Source organism: Roseobacter cerffii (genome assembly GCF_054226325.1).
In genome coordinates, this window is sequence record NZ_CM135757.1 from 1,037,619 (window position 1) to 1,059,129 (window position 21,511).

A 21,511-nucleotide genomic window follows, 5' to 3' on the forward strand; every position below is an offset into this window, starting at 1 on the left:
GAGCCATGCTGCGCTTTACATGCCTCCTTAGTGCTCTCCTGTTGATCGCGGTCCCTCTGTTTGGCCAAGAGACATCGGAGACCTTCGTGATCAACCTGCGTGACACGGATGTCACGGTGCTTGCTGAGCAAGTGGCGGACATCACTGAACGCACCCTTGTGGTGCATCCGGATCTGCGCGGTGACATCACGGTGGTCTCTGCCGAGCCGCTTGATGCGGAGGGCGCTTGGGAGCTCTTTCAATCCATCCTCCGGGTGCGCGGATTTCAGGCGGTGCAAAGTGGCGCGGTCTGGCAGGTGCTGCCGCTTGATGCGGCCCGAACTGCGGCCCGCGTGAGCGGTGCGCAAAAGCCCGGAAGCCAGGACTTCGTGACCCGTCTTGTCACCCTCGACCGCGTGCCTGCAGCGGAGGCTGTGCGCGTGCTGCGCCCGCTCGTCGCCGCCTCGGGCTCAATCGAGGCGCTGGAAGACCCGAATGCGTTGGTCATCACGGACACATTCGAGAGCACAGCGCGCCTTATGCAGCTGGCCGCCGATCTGGACCAGGAAGACACCCGGCAGTCGCGCGTGCTGCGTTTCAAGCACACGCAGGCCGCCGTGATCGGTGCCGCCATCGTCGAGGTGCTGGGCCCTGACCCGAATGGTGCTCGGCTGTCGGTTGACCCGGGCTCGAACACGCTTGTGGTCCGCGGATCGGCCAAGGATCTGGAGGAGATTGAAGCGCTGGCACAGTCAATGGACCTGCCGCCAGAAGAAAATCCGCAGGTTGCGCTGAATACGCAGGTCATTCGCCTCAAGTTCGGTGAGGCAACACAAGTGGCCGAGCTGGTGCGCGCAACCTTGTCCGGGTCGGCCGGGCTGACCAACCCGGTGGCTGAGAGCCTCGACGCGGAGGGGCTGCAAAGCACGGCAGCAGATGGTGATGCGCCCGAGATTTCCGTTCAGGCGTCAACCGAACTCAATGCTGTCGTGGTCCGTGGGACGGCAGCCCAGGTGCGCGAAGTGGCCGCGCTGGTCGGCCAGTTGGACCAGCGCCGCGCGCAGGTTCTGATCGAAGCCGCGATCGTCGAGGTGTCGGGTGACGTTGCACAGCGTCTAAGCGCGCAGCTCGGCTTTGGAGATCTTTCGCCGCCCAGCGGCTTGGCCGCCACATCGTTCAGCAACGGCGGTGTGTCGCTCGGCGCCGTGCTGTCGGCCATTGGCGTGCCGAACGCCAGCCTGGCCCCGCCCGGTGGGACATTCAGCATTGGAACCGACAATTTCGGTTTGCTCTTGCAGGCGCTGAACCAAACCAGCAAGGCCAACCTGCTCTCCACGCCCTCGCTCACCACGCTGGACAATCAATCCGCCTCGATCGTTGTTGGGCAGAATGTGCCCTTCCGCACAGGATCGTTTGCGACCGATGGCAACACCGTGCAGCCCTTCACGACCATCGAGCGGCGCGATGTCGGCATCACCATGAACGTGCTGCCCCGCGTGAACGCAGGCGACGTCGTGCGGCTTGATATCAGCCAGGAAGTCTCCTCGCTGGTCAATGCGAACCTCGAAGGCGCAGCCGACTTGATCACCAATCGGCGGTCTATCGAGACAAGCGTGCTGGCCGACGATGGGGCGACGATTGTCCTTGGCGGTCTGATCACGCGGGACGATCTGGAAAGCCTGCAGAAGGTCCCCGGGGCGGGGGATATTCCGGTCTTGGGTAATCTCTTCAAATCCCGCAGCACGACCAGCAATCGGCGCACGCTCTTCGTGTTCCTGAAGCCCACCATCCTGCGGTCAGCACCGGATATCCGGAAAACATACGATGAAAGATTGAAAGCGCTCAGCCGCGCGCGCACCGCACAAAATCCGCAGGGCGGGGACCGGCGCGCACCTGTCCGACTTGAGATTGGGGGACTGTATTGATGACCAACCTGACCACAGCGCAACCTGCAGCGGCGCCGGCCCCTCCGGCGGATGGTGAGGTCGAATTGTCGGATCTCATCTGCCGGATCGCCCTGCAGGATCGACGCGCCTTTGATCGGCTGTATTCAGCGACCTGCCGCAAGCTCTTTGGGGTGGCGCTTCGGATGTTGCGCGACCCAACCGAGGCCGAAGAGGCGGTACAGGAGGTCTATGTGCGCATCTGGCAAAAGGCGGGCCGGTTCCATCCCGGGCACGCGCATCCTATGTCCTGGTTGATCGCCATCGCCCGCAACCTCTGCATTGATCGGCTCCGGCAGCGAAAGGCCCCGGCGGTCCCGATCACCGATGCGATGGAGGTGCCAGACCCCGCACCCGGCCCTGAAGCGACAACGGCACAGTCCCAGCAACGCAGCCAGTTGGACAGCTGCCTCGCCAAGCTCAGCCCCCGCAAGGCCGAGGCGGTGAGATCGGCCTATGTGGAAGGCTACAGCTATCAGGATCTGGCCGACCGCTTTGAGATACCGCTCAACACAGTGCGCACATGGTTGCGCCGCAGCCTGCTCTCCCTGCGCGACTGCCTGAAGGAGAGCTCCCTGTGACCGATAGAGATGAAGATGATGCTCAGGCCGCTGAATATGTCATTGGCCTGATGCCAGTGGCCGATCGCAATGTGTTTGAAGGCCGCTTGCGGACCGACGCAGCCCTGACTGCCCAGGTGTCTGCCTGGCAGGAGCGTCTTGCACCGTTCAATGCGGATTACCCGCACGGCGCGCCGCCCGCTCGGGTGAAGGCGGCGATTGACCGGCGGCTGTTCGAACGGGCCACGACCAAAGGACATTGGTGGCCGCGGCTGACCGCGAAATGGGCCGCCGCGGGCGCTGCGCTCGCCGCAGTGGTCTTGGCGCTCGGTCTGCAGAGCTTCCAGGCAGAGCCTGAGTTAGTGGCTCAATTGGACCCGGTTGAAATGGGGTACCGGTTCGCTGCGACATACAACCAGGACACCGGCGTTCTGACTCTCGCGACGCTCGAAGCGGTTGAGATCCCCGATCGGGTGCTGGAGCTTTGGGCGATTGGCGAGGCCCGTGTCCCGACGTCCCTTGGGGTGGTGACATCCCCGGAGCAGGTGGTGCTGACCACCTCCGTCGCGCTGGATCGCGGGACAACGCTGGCCGTGAGCCTTGAGCCCCTTGGCGGCTCACCAACCGGCGCACCGACAGGTCCCGTCTTGTCCGCCGGGGTGTTGAACGATGTTTAAGAAGCTGCTTTTTGCGGTGTTGTGTATGGCTCCGGCAAGTGCTCCGGCTCATGAGTTTTGGCTGCAACCCAGTTCTTTCCTCTTGGCACCCGACGAATTGCTCTCGGTCACGGTCCGTATTGGCGAAGATCTGGACGGTACAGCCTTCCGGTTCGACCCTCGAGCCTACAGGTCCGCCAAGTGGTCCGGCTCGGATCAGGCGGTTGAGTTGAGCGCTTTGCCGTCACGCGCTGATTTCGAAGGGCTGCCTGCCTACGGCACAGGTCTTCATAGCCTGACGGTCTCGTCGTTCGAGCAGAAACTGACCTACCGTAGTCAGAACGAACTGCGACGCTTCCTGACGTCAGTTGGGCAGCAGGATCTGCTGGAGACTCCCGCAGGGCGACGTTTGCCTCAGACACAGGTCCAAGAACGCTACACCCGATCATCAAAACTGCTCGTCCACTTTGGAGCTGTCGAAGGCGCTGATGCCGGGACGACTGATCGGCGGGAGTGGGTCGCGTTGGAGGATAGCTTCGTCTTGTTCGATCGCGACGGTGTGGCCGCAAACCAGCCGGTGCAGATCTATTGCAAGACACAGGCGGAGCCCAACGTCGTCGCCCGGCGAGACTCGCGGACAGGCCATGGTGGGCGCATATCGCCAAAGCTTCCGTCGAATGCGACGTGCTTGCTCAACGCGGTTTTCGTTGAACTTAGTGAGTCAGCGGGCGATTTGACCAGCGACTGGGTTTCGCTGTTCTTTCGAACGCGCTAGCGGTCGAATATGGCGGTCCTGGATGGCCATAAGTGCTTACCTTGGAAATGTGAGCAGCGCTTCCCTGTGGCCTGATGATCGCATCGACTGTCATCCGCATTGTCTAAACGGGAATGTCTGGTTCCTCAGAGCGTACAAGCGGCGCTGTTTCAAAATCGGTTGATCGCTCTCCGACTTGGGCGAAGAATCCACTGTCGTCGGACCTTGTGTATGGCGGCAGTTCTCGGACTAGAACCGGTGAACTACTCGCGCTAAGCGCCAGTCACCGCTCCTCTAAATCCGCGAAATTGTATGTTCTCCGTATCCTTTTTCAAGTGCGCTAACCACGAGAGAGCGAAGCGCAGACATCTAGGGCTTTTGGCGGAGCAAAACCAGTCACAAGCAAGATGACAGTTTCCTGCGGGCAATTCATGTCCCAAGCCGGCAGTCTTTACGGGTAGGAGTTCGAGGCGCATTGCCGCCATCCAACAGCTAGTCGCGATGCTGCGGTCAGTTCCGCTTATCTTATGGGGTGGATGGCCCTTGCTCCAAGAGGCGTCGCCATGCGCCACAATTCAGGTGTCTGAGTCAGCCTATGAAAGGAGCCACCCCACGCAGTTTACCATGATCGGCTTGGATCTGACCAAGAACGTTTTCAGCTTTATGGAATTTCTGAGAATGAAGCTGTCGTCTGCAATTGTCCGTTGCGGCGTGCTCGGGTTCTGCCCTTCTTTGTCAAATTGGAGCCCTGTCTAATCGGCGTGGTGTCCTGCCGCAGTGCTCATAATTGAGCCCGCGAACTGACCGCCTTGGGTCATGACGCCCGTCTGATCCCGCCAATGTACGTGAAGCAATACCTCAAGCGCGGAAAGTCTGATGCCATTAATGCCGAAGCGATATGCGAAGCCGTAACCCATCCAACCAAGCGCTTCGTTGCGATCAAGACTGCAGAGCAACAATCCTCACTTTCAATTCATCGAACCCGAGACCTCTTGGTTCCGCAGCGCACCCAGCTCATAAATTGTTTGCGCGGTCTGGTCGCCGAGTTCGGCATCTATATTCCCAGAAGGTTGGCACGTATGATTGGGTTTGCCGAAGAAATCATCTTTGGTGAAGTGCTCGCTCTGCCGAACATCACCAACGATGTGATACGCGACCCAGTCAGAACCGATCACGGCTCTTCACAGACGGATCCGCTGGTATGAGGAACGCCTGAAGCAAGTTGCAAAGGAAGATGAACGAGTTAAGCTGCTGTGCACGATCCCCGGTGTTGGCGCTGTGACCGCCTCCGCGATTATCGCTAGTATCGGAGACGCGCACCAGTTCAATACTGGTCGGGAGTTTGCTCTCTGGCTCGGCCTGGCACCCGCGAAAAAGTCCAGCGGCGGAAAAGAAAAACTGTTGCGTATCAAGAAAATGGGCGATCAATACCTGAGGCAACTTCTAGTTGTCGGCATGATATCAATCGTCCGGCAGACCCGATCCCATCCGCAGCACGCGAGCAAATGGCTGAAGTCATTGTGAGCAGCCCGATCTGACTAGTTCATGTTGAGTGTTAGCGCAGAACTGCCCTCTGATCTATTAAGATGACGGTTTCAGGCGCCGGTGATCGATAGCCAAGCGCACTGTGTGGCCTGGCTGTGTTGTAATGGCGACGCCATGTCTCGATGATGATCTGGGCCTCTCGTAGCGATTAGAAGATCTCTCTGTTGAACAGTTCATCGCGGAGCCGGGCATTGAAGCTCTCGACATAGCCGTTCTCCCAAGGTGATCCCGGCTCGATGTACGCCGTCGTGGCGCGCCGACGGCGGCGATCCAGTCTCTCACCGCCTTGGCGGCGAACTCTGGGCCCTTTTCGAACCTCATGAAGCCCGACACACCACGAAGGATGAACGGGTCGCTCAGTGCGCCGATGACGTTGTTTGCGTTGAGTCTCCGATCGACCTTGATTGCCAGGCACGCCCGGTTGAACTCGTCGAGGATGTTCCGCATCCGGAAGGCCTTGCGGTCATCGGTCTGACAATGAACGAAGTCATAGCTCCAGACATGGTCAGGGTGCTCGGGCCAGAGACGAACACATGACCCGTCGTTCAGCCAGATCCGGTTCTTCCTAGGTTGCTTAGAAGACACCTTTAGCCCCTACGTCGCCATAGCCTCTCGACACGGCCATCACTGACCTGCCAGCCAGCATCCCGAAGTACCGCAGCGATCCGCCGGCAGCCGTAGCGGCCGCATTGCCGGGCCAGCTCAACCATGTCCGTCACCAAGCGGTCTTCGTCCGCTCGCCTCTGCGACCGACGCGGCTGTGTCGATCAACGCTGGCCGAGGACGCGTCAGATGCGCCGTTCCCATCCCGCCATACTGTCGCTTCCAGCGTTAGTACGTCTGCTCCGCTATGCGCATCTCACGGATCGCATCCACCCGCGCCATGCATCGCCCAACGAGCACGTCAACCTGCCGCAGCTTCGTGACAATCTGCTCAGGCTTGTGTCGCTTGTTCGCCATTCTTGGTCCTCCGTCTGCTAACCATAGCGGCGGACCAATTCAGTTGGCGAGGCTCGTGGAGCTGATTTTTTGGTCCAGCAGGATTTGGGCAAGCGATACGCTCCAAGCCGTCTGATTGAAGCAGCGCCGTTCTATTCGGTTCAGCGCCCCCCTTGAAGCGCTGGCTCGATCTGTTTGCCTAGTGTCATGTCAGCTCGGAGCCTGCGCAAGTTACCACAACAAACTTGCCGAGCCGAAGAGCGCATGGTCGAAACCTCATTCCGTCACGTGGGCTCTGCGCTTCCGAGCATCTTTCTGAAGCGTTTTGTATTCCAAGGCGGCAAATCGAAATACCGGCCGATCTCATAATCGTTTAGACCATAGTCGACCATCGCGCGCAGGGATTGCACGGGAAAAGGCCCAAGCCGATCCAGGATGTCGCCCAATACCATGTCTCCGCTTCCTGCGGTCAAGGCGTGTTCCTCGTGTACCGAAGTATGTGCGGGAGAAACGGATTAGGCAGCTGGCCGATGCGGCGGCCTTGGACGAGGCCAAGGGGCAGGGGCGGTTGATCGAGAACATCCCGCTCGACGTCATCCTGGCCGATGCGATGGTGCGCGACCGGACGGTGATCGACCCGAACGAGATGTCCGAACTGAAGGCCTCGATTGCCGCGCATGGGCTGCGGCTGCCGATCGAGGTATTTCGGCGGACGGAGGGTGACGAGCCATACGGGCTCCTTTCGGGGTATCGACGGCTCTGGGCGGTGCGGGAGCTGCTCGGGCTTACAGGCGACGAGAAGTACAAGACCATCAAGGCGCTGGTGCGCGACCCGGACGCGCTGGGGGGCAGCTTTGCGGCGATGGTTGAGGAAAACGAGGTGCGCGCCTCGCTGTCCCATTACGAGCGGGGGCGCATCGCGGTGGTGGCCGCGCAGCAGGGGGCATTCGTCAGCACCGAGGAGGCGGTGGCGAGCCTCTTCAGCGTGGCGAGCAGGGCCAAGCGATCAAAGATCCGGTCGTTCTCGCTGATCTTCGAAGAGCTGGGCGATTTGCTGGAATTTCCTGAGAACCTGAAAGAGCGCGATGGGTTGCGACTGTCGACGGCCTTGCGCAACGGGGCGGAGCCCGAGTTGCGCGACGCGCTGGCCAAGGCGCAACCCGCGACGGCGGAGGCGGAATGGGCCTGCATGGTGCCGGTGATCGATGCCTTCGAGCTGACCGGCAGCACCGAAGGGCGGGGCGGGCGCCCGAAGAAACAGCCGCCGAAAGTGGGCTGGTCGGGGCGCGACACGGTGCATCTGTCGAGCGGTGTGACGCTGCAGGCGAGCAGCGATAGCCAAGGCTATGTGATCCGGTTGAAGGGCAGGGGGGTCGACTCGGCACTGGTCGAGCGGGCCATGGAGCACCTGCAATACCTGTTTGAGAAAGGATAGCGGTGTGAATGCTCCAAGTATATTGCTCTAAACGGCAGATTAGAGCCATGTATTGCCGCCACAGGACCGGAGGCTGCAGATACACCCCAAAAACAGGGGGATTCGCGAATCGTTCCGAGGAAATGCTTAATTTTTAAGCGTTTATCAGAGAGCCCGCGGGGAAGCGATGCTACCCATAAGGGTGGCTGATGGCGCGCGACCGCCTAGAATTGCAAATCTCTACCATAGCTAGAATTTCCTTAAGCAATTTCAGAGGTTTACAACCACAACGCTTGATTTGCCCCCCCGCATTCTGCACCGTCAGGCCATTACGGTGAGTGCATTTTGTTTGGGGGTCGTGTGGTCCGATGGGGCCCGCGATGTGAGGTAAAGCAGTGGCGAGTATTGAAAACTCTCAGGTCAGCGAATTGGCCAAAGCGCGGAACGCCGGCGCGAATTTTATTACTGTCAGCTTCGTGTTCAGCATCTTCGTGAACCTGCTGATGCTGACCGGCCCGCTGTTCATGCTGCAAGTCTATGATCGGGTGCTGGGCTCGGGCTCGGAAGAGACGCTGGTCGCGCTCTTCGTGCTGGTGGGCTTTCTCTATGCGCTGATGGCGATGCTGGACTATGCCCGCGGGCGCATCGTGGCGCGGTTTGGGGCGCGGTTCCAGGCCCTGCTCGACCGGCGCATCTTTGGCGCGACGCTGGAATTGTCTGGCAAGCGCCGACCCTCTGAGATCACCGGGCTGCGCGACGTGGAGGCGATCCAGTCGGTGTTCAGCTCGCCCGTCTTTCTGGCGCTGATGGATATGCCGTGGTCACCGCTCTTTATCGCGGCGATCTTCATTTTCCACCCGATGCTGGGCTGGCTGGCGGTGGCGGGCGCGCTGGCGCTGACCACGCTGGCCATTGTGAACCAGATTATGACGCACAAGAAGGTGGCCCGAGCGCAAGGCGCCTCGAACGGAGCGCAGGCTTTTGCGGATCAGGCGCAGATCGCCCATGAGGTGGTGCAGGCCCAGGGCATGCGTGGCGCCGTCACCGACCGCTGGCTGATGCAGCGCAACGAGGCGCTGAAGGAGAAGATCTCCTCGAACGACTGGACCGGCAGCTTCACCGCCGTGACCAAATCGTTCCGCCTGTTCCTGCAGTCGGCCATGCTGGCGGTGGGCGCCTATTATGTGCTGCAGGGCGAGATGACGGCGGGGGCGATGATTGCGGGCACCATCCTGCTCGGGCGGGCGCTGGCACCGATCGAGCAATCGCTGGGCCAGTGGTCGATGCTGCAGCGCGCCCGCATGGCGTGGCATTCGCTGGGGGAGCTTCTGTCCGAGATCCCGCAGCCCGGGCGCTATGTGAACCTGCCGGAGCCGGAGGCGAGCCTGACCACGCGCAACCTCACGCTGATCCCGCCGGGCGGGCAGGTGGCGACGCTGAAGAATGTGACGCTGCAGGTCAAACCCGGGTCGGCCATTGGGCTCATTGGCAAGAGCGGGTCGGGCAAATCGACGCTGGCCAAGGCAATCATGGGTTTGTGGAAGCCCGCGGCGGGCGAGGTGCGTCTGGGCGGTGTGGAGCTGGGCCATTACGATCCGGACCGGTTGGGCGATTACATCGGGTATTTGCCGCAGACGGTGTCGCTCTTGCCGGGCACGATTGCGGAGAACATCGCGCGCATGGCGGTGCAGCCGGATGATGCGCGTGTGGTTGAGGCCGCGAAGAAGGCCAATGCGCACGAGATGATCATTCAGCTGCCCGATGGCTACAACACCTTCATTGACGGCAATGACAACATCCTGTCGGGCGGTCAGCGGCAGCGCGTGGCCCTGGCCCGGGCAGTCTTTGGGGCGCCGGTGCTTCTGGTGCTGGATGAGCCGAATTCGGCCCTCGATGTGGAGGGCTCGAATGCGTTGAACGAGGCGGTGCGGCAGCTGAAGGCGGAGGGCAAGTCGGTGATCATCATGACGCACCGGCCGATGGCGATTTCCGAGTGTGACGAGTTGGTGGTGATGGACAAGGGTATGATTGTGGATGCCGGACCGCGGGACGAGATCCTGCGCAAGCAGTTGAAGAATGCGGATCAGATCAAGCGGGTGATCCAGCCCGTGGGAGCGGCGTCATGATGATGGCAGCTCCGCCGCCGCCGCCGCCCTGGCGGGCCCGGTTCCCGATGATCGTGGGCGCGGTGGCGCTGGTCATCCTGGTGGGGGGCTTGGGCTATTGGGCCGTGACCGCGCAGCTGGCCGGGGCTGTGATTTCCTCGGGCAAGCTGGAGGTCGAGACCAAGCGGCAGGTCATTCAGCACCCTGATGGCGGGGTGGTCGGCGCGATCATGGCGCGCAATGGCGATGTGGTCGAGGCGGGGCAGGTGCTGGTGCAGTTCGACGCGACGCTCTTGAATTCCGAAGTGGCCATCGTGCGTGGTCAGCTCAACGATATTGCGGCGCGGAAGGCGCGGCTGGAGGCCGAGCGGGATGATGCGGCAGAGGTCGCCTTCCCCGAGTGGCTGGCGGTGCAGGAGGCCGAGGATGTGCAGGAGGCGATCCGCGGGCAACAGCAGCTCTTTGACGCGCGGCTGGTGTCGCTGGAGCGCGAGAGCGAGCAGCTGGCCGAGCGGCGCAGCCAGTACGAGTTCGAGATCGAGGGGATTGGCGCGCAGCTGGAGGCGTTGAACACGCAACAGGTGCTGATCGCCGAGGAGCTGCGCGACCAGATGAGCCTGCTGGAGAAGGGTCTGACGCAGGCCACGCGGGTTTCCACACTGCGGCGCGAAGAGGCGCGTCTGCTGGGGGACATCGGGGGGCTGAAGGCTTCGGCGGCGCAGCTGCGCGGGTCCGTGGCGGAGGTGAACATCGAGCTCATCAAGCTGAAGACCACGCGGCGCGAGGAGGCGATCACCACCCTGCGCGAGCTCGACTTCCGCGAGATTGAGCTGACCGAACGCCTGTTGGGGCTGACCGAGCGGATGTCGCGGCTGAGCGTGAAGTCTCCGGTGAACGGCGTGATCTATGGCAGCGAGGTCTTTGCGCTGCAGTCGGTCGTGCAGGCGGGCGCGCCGATGATGTATGTGGTGCCGCAGGATCAGCCGATGGTGATCGAAGCGCGCATCGATCCGACCAATGTGGACCAGATCTATCGCGGGCAGGAGGCGGGACTGCGCTTTACCGCCTTCGAGGCCCGCACCACGCCCGAACTGATCGGCGCGGTGGTTGATTTCTCGGCCGACGCCTTCACCGATGAGGTCACGGGCCAGCCATACTATGCGGTGTCGGTGCTGCCGGCGGAAGGCGAGCTGGAGAAGCTGGGAGACAACACGCTGATCCCGGGTATGCCGGTGGAAGTCTTTATCAAGACCAACGAGCGCTCGCCGCTCGACTACCTGACCAAGCCGCTGACCGACTACTTCACCCGGTCGATGCGCGGGTGATCGCATGAGCCTGCCGTTGCCATATCACTTCATCGAACGGCAGATGCAGCGTGTGGGCCTTCTGGGCGACACGAGCCGCAGCGATTTCGCGCCGCTTAGGCCCGCGGCACCGTTCTGGGTGGTGGGCGACATCCATGGGCGCCGCGATCTGCTTGACCGGCTGCTGCCGAAGCTGATCAGCGACCCGGTCGTCTTCGTGGGTGACATGGTTGATCGCGGCCCCGACAGCCGTGCGGTGCTGGAGCGGGTCTTTGACCTTTGTGATCGCAGGCCCGAGATGTTCCGCGCGCTCAAGGGCAATCACGAGCAACTGTTGCTCGACTTCCTGAATGACCCCGAAGGCGTGGGCCCCGCGTGGATGCGGATCGGCGGGCTGCAGACCTTGGCGAGCTTTGGCATTTCGCTGAGCACCGAGGTACAGTCAGAGGCCGCATATCGCAGCGCGCGCGATAGGCTCTATGCCGCGATGGGTGGGCCGATGGTCGCCTGGCTGACCGGCCTGCCGTTCATCTGGTCGACCGGCAATGTGCATGTGGTGCACGCGGGGGCAGACCCCGAGCGCCCGATGACAGACCAGGACCCGAATGTCCTCACCTGGGGCCATCGCGACTTTGGACGCACCGCGCGCTGTGACGGACAATGGGTCGTGCATGGCCATGTGATCGTCCGGCAGGCGACCCGCACAGAGGGGCGCATCGCCATCGATACAGGCGCCTACGCCACCGGCATTCTGACCGCGGCGCATGTCTCTTTGGGGGCGGTTGACTATGTCACCACGGCTGATCCGGGCCGTGATCAATAGACAACAGCTTTTTTTCTTAGAAATTTGTCAGCTTTTGTCAGGTATTTCACCGACGTAAGAACGAAGAAAAGCAGTTTTGCAAGAGAGGCAGCAGGCCATGCGATTTCTGGTACCACTTGCGCTGAGCGGAGTTTTGTCCGCCTGTGGCGTCGTCTATGTCACCCCACAGGTGTCCCAGACCTCCCAATCTGGATTGCAGGTTGAGGTCGTGCCGATGACGGTGAGCAACATCGCCGCCGCCAACGCACAGCCTTACACACCGCGTGCGCTGCCCGCCGTGTTCAACACGCGGGCGGGTGTGGGTGCGGCCCCGGCAGGCGGGGGCGCCACCCCGACGCAGACCCTGTCGGAACAGGTGCGGCCCGAGAATATCCAGACCCTGCTGCCCGATCCGCAGCCGCAACAGCCCTATCTGATCGGCGTCGGTGATATCGTGGCGCTGTCCTCGCCGCAGCTGAGCAGCCCCAGCGTTGATGATGGTGCAGCGCAGGCGTCCCAGCAGCGCTACACGGTGCAGGATGACGGCGCCATCGCGATTGCCAACGTCGGCCGCGTGGTGATTGCCGGGCAGACGCTGGAAGCGGCGGAGACCGAGCTGTTTCAGCGCTTTGTCGAAAACCAGATCGACCCGGCCTTCAGCCTCGAGATCCTGGAATTCAAATCGCAAAGCGTGAATGTCGGCGGCGCGGTCGAGACGCCCAGCGTGCTGCCCATTCAGTTCGTGCCACTCTACCTCGATGACGCGCTGACGCTGGCGGGCGGGGCCAATGCCTCGGCGCCCGAGTTCACCACCGTGCGGCTTTACCGCGAGGGGACGCTCTTCCAGGTGCCGCTGAACGATGTGCGGGACCAGCGGGTGCAATTGCAGGACGGCGACAGCATCTTCGTGGATGCGGAGTATGATTTCGAGCGCGCGCAGGCGTTCTTTGAAGAGCAGATCGCGATTGCGAACCTGCAGCAGGATCGCCAGCAGCAGGCGCTGGACCGGCTGCGCACCGAGGTGCTTTTGCGCCAGGCCGAGCTGCGCGATGCGCGCGCGGCCTTCCAAGAACAGCTGGAGCTGGGCGCGGTGGATCGCGACTACGTCTACCTGATGGGTGAGCTGGAAGAGCAGGGGCGGTACCCGCTGCCCTTCGCGCAGCAGGCGGTTCTGGCGGATGCGATTGCCGAGAATGGCGGCATCCCGAACGAGACCGGCAACGCGAGCCAGATCTACGTGCTGCGCACCGCGGCCGATGACACGCAGGTGAACGCTTGGCGGCTGGATGGGCGCAATGCGGCGAACCTGGTGCTGGCGACGCGGTTCGAGCTGCGGCCCAACGACATCGTCTTTGTCGCGGAGCAGCCGATCACGCGTTGGGACCGGGTTGTGGATCAGCTGATCCCGTCGCTGTTCTCGGCCAGCATCGACTAGGCTCAGTTCTTGAAATAGCTGGTGCCGTAGGCGGCGTAGGGCCCGTAGGTGTTGCCATAGCCGTAGCGGCGCATGCCTTTCGGATCGACCTGGGTCAACACCAGGCCCGAGACGCGGTGGCCGAGGCTTTCGAACTTGTTGATGCCGTCGAGGACCTGCTCGTGCGAGGTGCTGTCCCAGCGTACGGCAAAGAGGATGGCATCGGCGACCCGCGCGAGGATGCGCGCATCGCTGACCAGCAGCACCGGTGCGGTGTCGATCACGATCATGTCGTAGTCGTCGAGCGCGCTGGTGGTGAGATCCGACAGCGCATCATCGGCGAAGAGGTCGGGCGCGTTCTTCTTGTGCCGCCCGCCGGGGATGGCATCGAGGCCGGGCACGATCTCGGGCAGCACGGCGCTGCGCCAGTCTGCGTCTGGCTGCAGCGCATCGGTCAGGGTCAGGCCCTTGTGCTTGAGGTTGATGTAATCGGGCAGGCTGCCTTGGCGGGTGTCGGCCTCGATCAGCAGCACCTTCTTGCCCAGATCGGCGAGCTGTTTGGCGAGCGACAGGCTGACGGCGGTCTTGCCCTCGCCGCCAAGCGCCGAGCTGACCATCACGATGCGGGGTGATTGGTCCGGTGTCGACATCATCACCGAGGTGCGCAGGTTGCGCAGAGCTTCGGCCAGCGCCGAGACCGGTTTGGTGGTCACATAGGTGAAATAGGCCTTGCGGTCGCGCGCGCGTACAATCGGGATTTCGCCGAAGACGGGTTTGCCGGTGGTCTTCTCGAGGTCTTGTGCTGTGCGGAAGCCGAACCCCGAGACCGCGGCGCGGCGCAGCTCGATCGCCATGCCGAACAGCGCACCGAGCAGCGCTGCAACGGCGAGCACCAGCGGGATGCGGGGCAGGGCGGGGGTGATCGGTGCGACGGCGCTGGACAGGATGCGGCTGTCGGCCTGCTGGATGCCCTGCTGCGCCGAGGTCTCCTTGAGGCGGTTGAGGAAATATTCATAGAGCAGCCCGCTGGCCTCGGCCTCGCGGGTGAGCTGCTCGAGTGTGATGAGGTCTTTCGACTGGGCGCTGATCTGCGCCTCGAGGTCGCGGAGCGAGGCGGCCAGCGCCTCGGTGCGATTGGTGGCGCGCTCGGTTTCGAGCGCGGCGCGGGCCCTGATCTGATCCACCCGGTTGTCGATGTTCTGCTGCTGCGCGGCGGTTGGCGCGGCGCCGTTGGCCGGCAAGAGCCGCCGCAAGACCGCATCACCGGTGAGCGTGAGCAGCCCTGCGGCGCTGTCCTGCGCGGTGATCTCGGCCTCGGCCAGCTGTGTCGTCGTCAGGTCGGCACGCGCGGTCTGCAGCCGCTCGCGGATGTCCTTCATCTGGCGGTCGAGCACGGCCAGCGTTTCAGCGTCGATCAGGTTGGTGGAGGACTGGAAGTCCTTGACCGCGGCCTCGCTGCTCTCCAGCTCGGTCTTGAGCTCGGCCACCCGTTCGGTCAGCCAGACGGTGGCCTGGCGCGTGGCATCGTATTTCACCTGTAGCTGATCGAGGATGTAGGCCTCGGCGAAGGTGTTGGCGATCAGCGCAGCCTTGTCCGGAGAGGTGCTGGCGGCGCCGAGCTGGAAGACCAAGCTGTCGCCGATGTTGTGCACGGTGACGTTCTCGAGCAGCTCGTGCACCACGCCGGCCATCTGTTGCTCGGGGGTGAGCGGGGCGGAGGCGGGCGCGGCGAAGGCCGGCACGTAGGATGCGAGCAGATCGCGGGCGTGATCGACGGGGGAGGGCGGGAACAGCTCGGGGTTGAATTCGGGGTCGGAGATCAGACCAAGCTCGTCGACCACCTTTTCGGCCAGACCCCGGCTGCGCAGCACCTCGACCTCGGTCTCAACCACGGAGGCGTCGGCGGAGAGGCCGCTGATCACACCCTCCAGATCGATGACCTGTTCTTCGCGCGTCTCCAGCACCAGGAAGACGTCGGCCTTGAAGATCGGCGTTGCAATCGCGAAGACATAGCCCGAGCCAAGCCCGGCGGCGATGAGGGTGGTCAGGAGCACGCGCCACTTTCCGCGCCAGATCGTAGAGGCGATCGAGGCAAGCTGCGCCACACCGTCCTCGGCGAAGTCGCCCTGCGAGAAGGCTCTGTCCTGCGTGTTCATCTGCTCTCAACCTCTTCAAACCCCATCTCGCCGAAGAGGCGACATGGATCAAAATCGTACATACGGCCACGTCTGGACCCAAACAGCGGACGTAACCTTCAAATGCCCCAATATCATAGAGTGCCGCGGGCCAATTACAAAGAAACAACGGCTTTTTTGGGTCAGATCGCCAAAGTTGCACAAATTATTTGGCACACCTCTTTAAGCTGTTCTCGGAATGGTAGAAATCATCCATAATTCCCGAAATAGTAGAATTTTTTACCAGTGTATTCCTATTTATTAATCACAAACCCAGTTAATCCCCGAAGCGCTAACTGTTTTCTCAGATTCTGCCTTGTTTGGTATTAACAAGTTGTTAACATTTTAGAAATTTTTGGAATCGCTTTTCGGGTTTAAGTAATGAGTAATCAGGACATTGAATTGGACCTGACGAGCCCCAGTCTCGTCATCGGGCCGTTCAGTTATCGAGAACGGGTCAAACGGCTTCTTGATATTGCCCTCGTGGTGATGTCGCTTCCGGTCAGTTTTCCTTTGATCTTAGGGCTTTGGCTGCTTGTCCGGTTGGATGGTGGCAATGGGTTTTTCGGTCACGAGCGCATTGGGCGCGCCGGCCGGCCTTTCAAATGCTGGAAAATTCGCACAATGGTGCCGAATGCTGAGAAAATTTTGCATCACCATCTGGAAAATGACGAAGATTTGGCACGTGAATGGGCGGAGACATTCAAGCTGGAAAACGACCCCCGGGTGACTCGTCTGGGCGCGCTTTTGCGCAAGACGAGCCTCGATGAATTGCCGCAACTCTGGAACGTCTTGCGAGGCGAGATGAGCCTCGTTGGCCCCCGCCCGGTGCCGCTTGAAGAGATGGAAAACTACGCCGACCACCAGTGGGCCTACAAGCGCATGCGGCCGGGGTTGACGGGCATGTGGCAGGTGCATGGTCGGGGGATCTGCACCTATGAGGAACGTGTTGAAATGGACGTGCACTATGCGCGCACGGTGGGCCCGTTTCTGGACATGAAGATCATCTTCAAAACCTTCGGTGTGGTCCTGCGCAAGACCGGGGTCTAGCTGTCGCGGGCCATCGCGGATACGGCGGCGGCAATCCCGGCGCGGGCGTTGGCCAGCACCTGTGCGTGCCGCGCCTTGTCCAGCGGGGGGCCGGAGAGCCGCTCCAACAGGGCCTCGGGCTTGGGTTGCAGGTCTGACATCAGATCGTCCGGCCGCTGGATCAGATCGAAGAACCCTTCCAGCTTTCTGTCCCACGGCAGCCCGACGGGCGGCACGCCCGCGCTATAGGCCACGATACCGGCATGTAGCCGGTGCGAGATGACCGCATCGAACCCTGCGATGCGGTGCACCAGATCGACCGGCCGCCTGGGGCGCGGTGCCAGCATCAGGGCGTGGGAGTCAATATCCTGCAGATGCTGCGCCACCTCGCGCAGGCAGGCCTCATCCTCGAACGCACCATTGGTGAAGAGCGTGACGGTCAGCCCCTGTGAGAGGGCAGTGCGCGCCATATGCGCATACCACGCGGGCCAGTTCTGGGCCGTCGCGCCGTCGCCGTGCAGGCGCAGCGCGGTGGGATGGGTGATGCCCAATCCGATGTGGCGGGGCGGGGTCTGAGCAGCGGGCACAAGGTCGGGGGCGAGAAGGGGCGCGCTCAGCACGCCGGGGTCGGGGAACACTCGCGGGGCCAGATGCTCCAGCCCCATCCGGGCCAGATGCGCTGTGAGATTGGTCCTGGATGCCGCATCGCGGACGGAGAGAAACCGCAGATTGGGGTGCCCCAACACGTCGCGAAAGAGCGCTTCGGCCCGCGGCGACCAGCTTGCTGCCACGCCCACCGCGTGGATGCCGATGGGGCGGGGGCCCGCCGCACGGACCAGCCGGTGCAGCTTCAGCGGAAAGTTCATATTGGCATCGGCGAGGAGCTGGCCGCCGCCGATCAGAATGCCGTCGGTCTCGGCCAGCGCGGCATCGAGGCGCGGGGCGAGCTTGCGCCGGATCTGCGCCTTGACGAGCTGTTCCGCGATGCGGTCGGAAAGGGGGGCGGGCAGGCGGCTGAGCCCTGTCAGAATACGCTGGCGCAGGGGAGCCTCGGTCTCGGCATAGGTGGTGCGCCCGGCCAGATCGAGGAAGGCGATATCGGTCGGCGCGACGGCGCGGATGCACTCGGCTATGACGCCGTCGCCGATGTTCGGACTGTGCATGACGGCGGCGAGCAGCGTGGTCATGGTTGGTCGAAGGTCCAGTCGGGCACCGTGCCGATCAGCGCCTTGAGCTGCTGGTGATCGGCCCGGAAGCGCTCGAGATAAGGTGTAAGTGCGGCGCGTTCGGCCTTGTCATCGGGGGCTTTGGCTTCGGTGAAGAGAAGGCGCTGGACAAGCGCGTTTGACTTTACCTGTCCAACAACGCGATGCGCGCCGAGATGGCGCAGCCCCCACCCGGCAGAGCGCAGCAGGCGGGTGAGCTGCGGGGCGCGGGAGCGCGCCGCGCCCAGAACGCGGGTGTCGTAAGGCAGCTCGGGCAGGAAGCGCAGGTCGAGTGCGGTGCAGACCTGCTGTCCGAAACCCGGGGGATCGCGTGCGAGATCATCGTGGAACAGGATGCGCAGCCGGTCCTCGCCGATATGGGTGAGGGCCTGTTCAATGTACGGGGCATAGAGCGAATGGCCAATGAGGCCCGGGTGCGTGTCGAGCGTTTCGGCAAGCGGGGCCGCAGTGGTGCCGATTTTCAGCAGGTAGCGATAATGCGACAGCGTGCGCTCGACCGGGTGGCGCAGGACGATCAGGCACCGTGCCTCGGCGGGCAGGGCAGTGCCGATGCGGGCCAGGGCCACGTCGGAGTAGAGGTAGTCGTGGCAGAGCTCGCCCGTGCGCAGGGCCGTGTCAGCGGTCGGGAACTGGCGGTCGTACCATGCGAAGCCCCGGTCGAAGAAGCGGTCGAAGAAGAACAGCTCTTTGCTATTTGCGAGGCAGACATCGGGGTGCTGGCGCAGGATGAAGTCGAGCCAGGTGGAGCCGCATTTGTCGCCGCCGAGAAAGAGGAAATTCACGCGCGTTGGGCTGTCAGTCATGGTCTGCGCCCCCGCGGTGACGGGCGAATATGCCCGGGGCGATGTGCAGAGTGCGCAGGATGAAGCGGTAACACAGCCCGCGGCTGATCACCATGTTGGCGCTGATCATCAGAGCGGCGCCGATCATGTCGGCGAGCAGGATCGCGACGGGCATCAGGGCAAGCACGCTGCAAGTGGTGACGGTCAGAATGCGCAGGTAGTGCCGCTCGTGCCCGGTGGTTTCCATGACCTGGACGGTCGGGCCCATGAAGGTGCTGAGCAGGTAGCCGGCGCTGAGGATGACGAGCGGGAGGAAGGCGCTGTCGAAGCTGTCGCCGAAGAGCCGCAGCAGGTCCTTGCCCATGATGAGAAAGGCCAGAAAGCAGAGTGCGGTCGGGATGGATGTGAGCCGGGCGACGGAGGTGCAGATGCGCTGCAGCAGGGCGCGGTCTCTGGCGGCGTAGCTGCGCGCGATGAGCGACCCGCCTGCCATGTTTGCGGCTATCAGGAACAGTGACAGGACCATGGCGATGCGCAGGGCGCTGAAGAAGGGGCCTGTCTCATCCGGAGTGGTGAAGAGGCCGAGGATGACGACAGCGAGATTGGGCCCGGCAGTTTGCACGAAGGAGGTGCCCCAGAGGCCGACGGAGGCGTGGCGCCACTCGCTCCGGGTGGTGTCGGGCACGGGTGCGGAGGTGCGGATCAGGCGGCGCATGGGTGCGTAGAAAAACAGCTGTGCAGCGGAGATCAGCAGGAGCGTGGCGGCCATGAGGGCGAGCGCGGTTTGCGCGGTGGTCATCTGCAGCAGGCCGTCCATCGCGGCCAACGCAATGAGGATCACAAGCACGCGCCACCCGATGTCGCGCGGGGCCAGTGCGAGGGCCATGTTGCCGTAGGCGCGAAGGAAATGAGCCTGATACTCGGCGATGGATAGCGCCAGTGCCAGGGGGCCCACGGCGATCAGATACGGGTTGCCCATCATCGCGCCGACAATTGCAACAGCGACGCAGGCGAGCACGCCGAGGCCGAGGATGAAGGCGAAGCCGAAGCGCAGCAGGCCCGCGAGAGCGGGGACATCATCGTTGCCGAGGTAGATGGAGGCGTATTTCAGCGCGAGGCCGCGTTGCCCGAAACTTGCGAGCACAGAGAGCAATGTGGCGAGCGCAAAGGCGAAACCGAATTGGCCATAAGCATCGGCGGGCAGCGCCTGTGCCAATGCCAGGAACATCAGGAACGAGGTGCCCGCCGCGCCGACCTTGATGACGAGGGCCATGAAGCTCTGGCGGAAGAGCAGGGTGAGCGGGGAGGGGGCCGGGGCGGTCATTCCGGCGCCCAGTCAATGCCGAAGGTGGCCAGCCGCTCTGCGATGCCGGACTGAAAGGCGGCCTTGCTGAACCGAGCGGCATGTGTGCGCAGATCGGCGGGGTCGCGGGTATCAAGCCCCTCGGCCTCGAAGCGCGCGACGGCAGCGATCAGACCATCGACAGAGGCCTCGGGATAGAGGAGCCCGGTCTCGCCATCGACCACGGTTTCGCAGGCGCCACCGCGACCATAGGCGATCACGGGCCGACCGCGGCCCATGACTTCGACCGGGATCATGCCGAAGTCTTCCTCGCCCGGAAACACAAGCGCGCGGCAGGTGGCCATCAACGTGTGCAGGGTTGCGTCATCTACCCGCCCGCGGAAAGAAACCGTCGGGCCCGCGATCTTGCGCAACTGCTTTTCGGCCTTCTCCGGGCCGCCGACGATGACAAGCTTCTTGCCCATCCGGGTGAAGGCGGCCACGGCGAGATCGGGGCGCTTGTAGCTGGCGAGCTCGCCTGCGAGCAGATAGAAATCGCCAGGCGGCTGGGGGGCAAACTTCGCCGGAAGATCGACAGGTGGATGCACCACCTTGGCGGGGCGCCGCCAGTAGGCCTCGATCCGCTTGGCCACATGCGCGGAGTTTGCGACGAAGTCGTCGACCCGGGCGGCAGAGGTCACATCCCACATCCGCAAACGGTGCGCGAGATGCGGCATGACCAGCCGGGTCAGGGCACCGGCGCCGTCGCGATAGACGTGATACTGGTCCCAGATATAGCGCATCGGCGAGTGGCAGTAACAGAGGTGCGGCACCCCGGGTGGTGCGATCACGCCCTTGGCCGGGCCGGACTCGCTTGACAGCACCAGATCGTAGCCGCTGAGGTCGATCTCCTCCAGAGCGCGCGGCATGAACGGCAGGTAGGATTGATAGAGGCGCGTGGCAAAAGGCAGGCGCCCCACACGGGTCAGCACGATCTTGTGTTTGAGCAAGGCGGGGCTGATCCGGTCGCGGTCGAGCGCGTGGGTGTAGATCGTCGCCTGCGGGAACATCTCGCAAAGCGCTTCGAGCACCTTTTCGCCGCCACGCATACCGACCAGCCAATAGTGGACAATGGCCACATTCAGGGGGCGCGTTTGGGAAGAAGAAAGATGCGACATCCAAACGTCCCGTGGATCTGCTTCTCTGGTTGCAGTGTGACTTGTTACCCTTGCGCAAAGCCGGGGTACCGGTGCGCGCGCTGCGACGGTGGTACCAGCCAGCGACCTGTGGGGAAACAGATTTTTCCGTTTGGCCCGCTGTTTCGCGGGGCCATGGTTAATCCGCGACAGGTGACCCCGGCGCGTCCCGGCAAGAGCGTGAGGCCGCCGGGATATCTGCACACTCTCTCTTACATGAAGAAATCAAACTCTCCTTAAAATTGTGTTAACAAGAGGTTAACGCGCGACGCGGGTGATCAGACTGCCTTATGCATGGCCTCTGCGCGGTTCCACGCCCGATGGTTGCGACCTGACGGCGAAATCCTGCCCGATCGACGGTTGGCACCTCCGCTCTGATATGGGTCGCGGACCACGGCCAGATCAAT

17 protein-coding genes and 1 pseudogene are annotated in these 21,511 nt (G+C 62.8%); 12 read left to right on the plus strand and 6 right to left on the minus strand.

What is annotated here, in order from left to right; all coding sequences use genetic code 11:
- Positions 1-5: 5 nt before the first annotated feature.
- From gspD to ACVC7O_RS05115, 6 genes are all read left to right on the plus strand, one after another.
- Positions 6-1,904, plus strand: coding sequence for a type II secretion system secretin GspD (gene gspD / locus ACVC7O_RS05090; RefSeq protein WP_458325006.1), 1,899 nt, complete (start codon positions 6-8; stop codon positions 1,902-1,904).
- Positions 1,904-2,503 carry a sigma-70 family RNA polymerase sigma factor gene (locus tag ACVC7O_RS05095; protein WP_458325007.1) on the plus strand — a complete coding sequence of 200 codons (600 nt, stop codon included), beginning with the start codon at positions 1,904-1,906 and terminating at the stop codon, positions 2,501-2,503. Before gspD ends, ACVC7O_RS05095 begins: the two co-directional genes overlap by 1 nt.
- A complete protein-coding gene (locus ACVC7O_RS05100) occupies positions 2,500-3,159 on the plus strand; it encodes an anti-sigma factor (RefSeq protein ID WP_458325008.1) in 660 nt (219 codons plus the stop codon). The genes ACVC7O_RS05095 and ACVC7O_RS05100 overlap by 4 nt, the downstream gene beginning before the upstream one ends.
- Positions 3,152-3,913 carry a hypothetical protein gene (locus ACVC7O_RS05105; RefSeq protein ID WP_458325009.1) on the plus strand — a complete coding sequence of 254 codons (762 nt, stop codon included), beginning with the start codon at positions 3,152-3,154 and terminating at the stop codon, positions 3,911-3,913. The genes ACVC7O_RS05100 and ACVC7O_RS05105 overlap by 8 nt, the downstream gene beginning before the upstream one ends.
- Positions 3,914-4,701: 788 nt before the next feature.
- Entirely contained in the window at positions 4,702-5,097 is a 396-nt protein-coding gene (locus ACVC7O_RS05110) for a hypothetical protein (RefSeq protein ID WP_458325010.1), read from the plus strand.
- Between the two features lie 73 nt (positions 5,098-5,170).
- Positions 5,171-5,416: a transposase gene (locus ACVC7O_RS05115; protein WP_458325011.1), complete on the plus strand. Its 246-nt coding sequence runs from the start codon at positions 5,171-5,173 to the stop codon at positions 5,414-5,416.
- Positions 5,417-5,447: 31 nt separating this feature from the next.
- Here ACVC7O_RS05115 and ACVC7O_RS05120 read toward each other — a convergent pair.
- Positions 5,448-6,397, minus strand: a pseudogene (locus ACVC7O_RS05120) (IS3 family transposase).
- Between the two features lie 478 nt (positions 6,398-6,875).
- On the opposite strand from ACVC7O_RS05120, the gene ACVC7O_RS05125 reads away from it, so the two are divergent.
- The 5 genes from ACVC7O_RS05125 to ACVC7O_RS05145 all read left to right on the plus strand — a co-directional run bounded on the left by ACVC7O_RS05125 (position 6,876) and on the right by ACVC7O_RS05145 (position 13,436).
- Positions 6,876-7,811, plus strand: a complete 936-nt coding sequence (locus tag ACVC7O_RS05125) for a ParB/RepB/Spo0J family partition protein (protein WP_458325012.1) — start codon at positions 6,876-6,878, stop codon at positions 7,809-7,811.
- A 455-nt stretch (positions 7,812-8,266) separates the two neighbouring features.
- On the plus strand, positions 8,267-9,916 hold the full coding sequence (locus ACVC7O_RS05130) for a type I secretion system permease/ATPase (protein ID WP_458325013.1): 1,650 nt from the start codon (positions 8,267-8,269) through the stop codon (positions 9,914-9,916).
- On the plus strand, positions 9,913-11,220 hold the full coding sequence (locus ACVC7O_RS05135) for an HlyD family type I secretion periplasmic adaptor subunit (RefSeq protein WP_458325014.1): 1,308 nt from the start codon (positions 9,913-9,915) through the stop codon (positions 11,218-11,220). Before ACVC7O_RS05130 ends, ACVC7O_RS05135 begins: the two co-directional genes overlap by 4 nt.
- 4 nt (positions 11,221-11,224) lie before the next feature.
- The gene (locus ACVC7O_RS05140; RefSeq protein WP_458325015.1) at positions 11,225-12,022 is read left to right on the plus strand and encodes a metallophosphoesterase; all 798 of its coding nucleotides are present in this window, start codon (positions 11,225-11,227) and stop codon (positions 12,020-12,022) included.
- A 97-nt stretch (positions 12,023-12,119) separates the two neighbouring features.
- On the plus strand, positions 12,120-13,436 hold the full coding sequence (locus ACVC7O_RS05145; RefSeq protein ID WP_458325016.1) for a polysaccharide biosynthesis/export family protein: 1,317 nt from the start codon (positions 12,120-12,122) through the stop codon (positions 13,434-13,436).
- A gap of 2 nt (positions 13,437-13,438) precedes the next feature.
- Here ACVC7O_RS05145 and ACVC7O_RS05150 read toward each other — a convergent pair whose 3' ends face one another.
- On the minus strand, positions 13,439-15,571 hold the full coding sequence (locus ACVC7O_RS05150; protein ID WP_458325017.1) for an AAA family ATPase: 2,133 nt from the start codon (positions 15,569-15,571) through the stop codon (positions 13,439-13,441).
- A gap of 420 nt (positions 15,572-15,991) precedes the next feature.
- Between ACVC7O_RS05150 and ACVC7O_RS05155 the strand changes: the two genes are divergently transcribed.
- Positions 15,992-16,639 (plus strand): sugar transferase, encoded by a 648-nt coding sequence (locus ACVC7O_RS05155; RefSeq protein WP_458325018.1) that lies wholly within the window; start codon positions 15,992-15,994, stop codon positions 16,637-16,639.
- Here ACVC7O_RS05155 and ACVC7O_RS05160 read toward each other — a convergent pair.
- From ACVC7O_RS05160 to ACVC7O_RS05175, 4 genes are read right to left on the minus strand one after another with little or no spacing between them, the layout of a single operon-like run.
- Positions 16,636-17,805 (minus strand): polysaccharide pyruvyl transferase family protein, encoded by a 1,170-nt coding sequence (locus ACVC7O_RS05160; protein ID WP_458325019.1) that lies wholly within the window; start codon positions 17,803-17,805, stop codon positions 16,636-16,638. The two genes, ACVC7O_RS05155 and ACVC7O_RS05160, sit on opposite strands and share 4 nt — an antisense overlap.
- A complete protein-coding gene (locus ACVC7O_RS05165) occupies positions 17,802-18,647 on the minus strand; it encodes a sulfotransferase domain-containing protein (protein WP_458325020.1) in 846 nt (281 codons plus the stop codon). The genes ACVC7O_RS05160 and ACVC7O_RS05165 overlap by 4 nt, the downstream gene beginning before the upstream one ends.
- A complete protein-coding gene (locus tag ACVC7O_RS05170; protein WP_458325021.1) occupies positions 18,640-19,950 on the minus strand; it encodes a lipopolysaccharide biosynthesis protein in 1,311 nt (436 codons plus the stop codon). The genes ACVC7O_RS05165 and ACVC7O_RS05170 overlap by 8 nt, the downstream gene beginning before the upstream one ends.
- Positions 19,947-21,086 (minus strand): glycosyltransferase, encoded by a 1,140-nt coding sequence (locus ACVC7O_RS05175; RefSeq protein WP_458325022.1) that lies wholly within the window; start codon positions 21,084-21,086, stop codon positions 19,947-19,949. The genes ACVC7O_RS05170 and ACVC7O_RS05175 overlap by 4 nt, the downstream gene beginning before the upstream one ends.
- Positions 21,087-21,511 lie beyond the last annotated feature (425 nt).

What these genes read in the sequence shown, in the direction of transcription:
- ACVC7O_RS05105 (WP_458325009.1), top strand. Translation starts at nt 3,152, where the DNA reads ATGTTTAAGAAGCTGCTTTTTGCGGTGTTGTGTATGGCTCCGGCAAGT.
- ACVC7O_RS05095 (WP_458325007.1), top strand. Translation starts at nt 1,904, where the DNA reads ATGACCAACCTGACCACAGCGCAACCTGCAGCGGCGCCGGCCCCTCCG.
- ACVC7O_RS05160 (WP_458325019.1), bottom strand. Translation starts at nt 17,805, where the DNA reads ATGACCACGCTGCTCGCCGCCGTCATGCACAGTCCGAACATCGGCGAC.
- ACVC7O_RS05145 (WP_458325016.1), top strand. Translation starts at nt 12,120, where the DNA reads ATGCGATTTCTGGTACCACTTGCGCTGAGCGGAGTTTTGTCCGCCTGT.
- ACVC7O_RS05165 (WP_458325020.1), bottom strand. Translation starts at nt 18,647, where the DNA reads ATGACTGACAGCCCAACGCGCGTGAATTTCCTCTTTCTCGGCGGCGAC.
- ACVC7O_RS05135 (WP_458325014.1), top strand. Translation starts at nt 9,913, where the DNA reads ATGATGATGGCAGCTCCGCCGCCGCCGCCGCCCTGGCGGGCCCGGTTC.
- gspD (WP_458325006.1), top strand. Translation starts at nt 6, where the DNA reads ATGCTGCGCTTTACATGCCTCCTTAGTGCTCTCCTGTTGATCGCGGTC.
- ACVC7O_RS05140 (WP_458325015.1), top strand. Translation starts at nt 11,225, where the DNA reads ATGAGCCTGCCGTTGCCATATCACTTCATCGAACGGCAGATGCAGCGT.
- ACVC7O_RS05150 (WP_458325017.1), bottom strand. Translation starts at nt 15,571, where the DNA reads ATGAACACGCAGGACAGAGCCTTCTCGCAGGGCGACTTCGCCGAGGAC.
- ACVC7O_RS05175 (WP_458325022.1), bottom strand. Translation starts at nt 21,086, where the DNA reads ATGTCGCATCTTTCTTCTTCCCAAACGCGCCCCCTGAATGTGGCCATT.
- ACVC7O_RS05170 (WP_458325021.1), bottom strand. Translation starts at nt 19,950, where the DNA reads ATGACCGCCCCGGCCCCCTCCCCGCTCACCCTGCTCTTCCGCCAGAGC.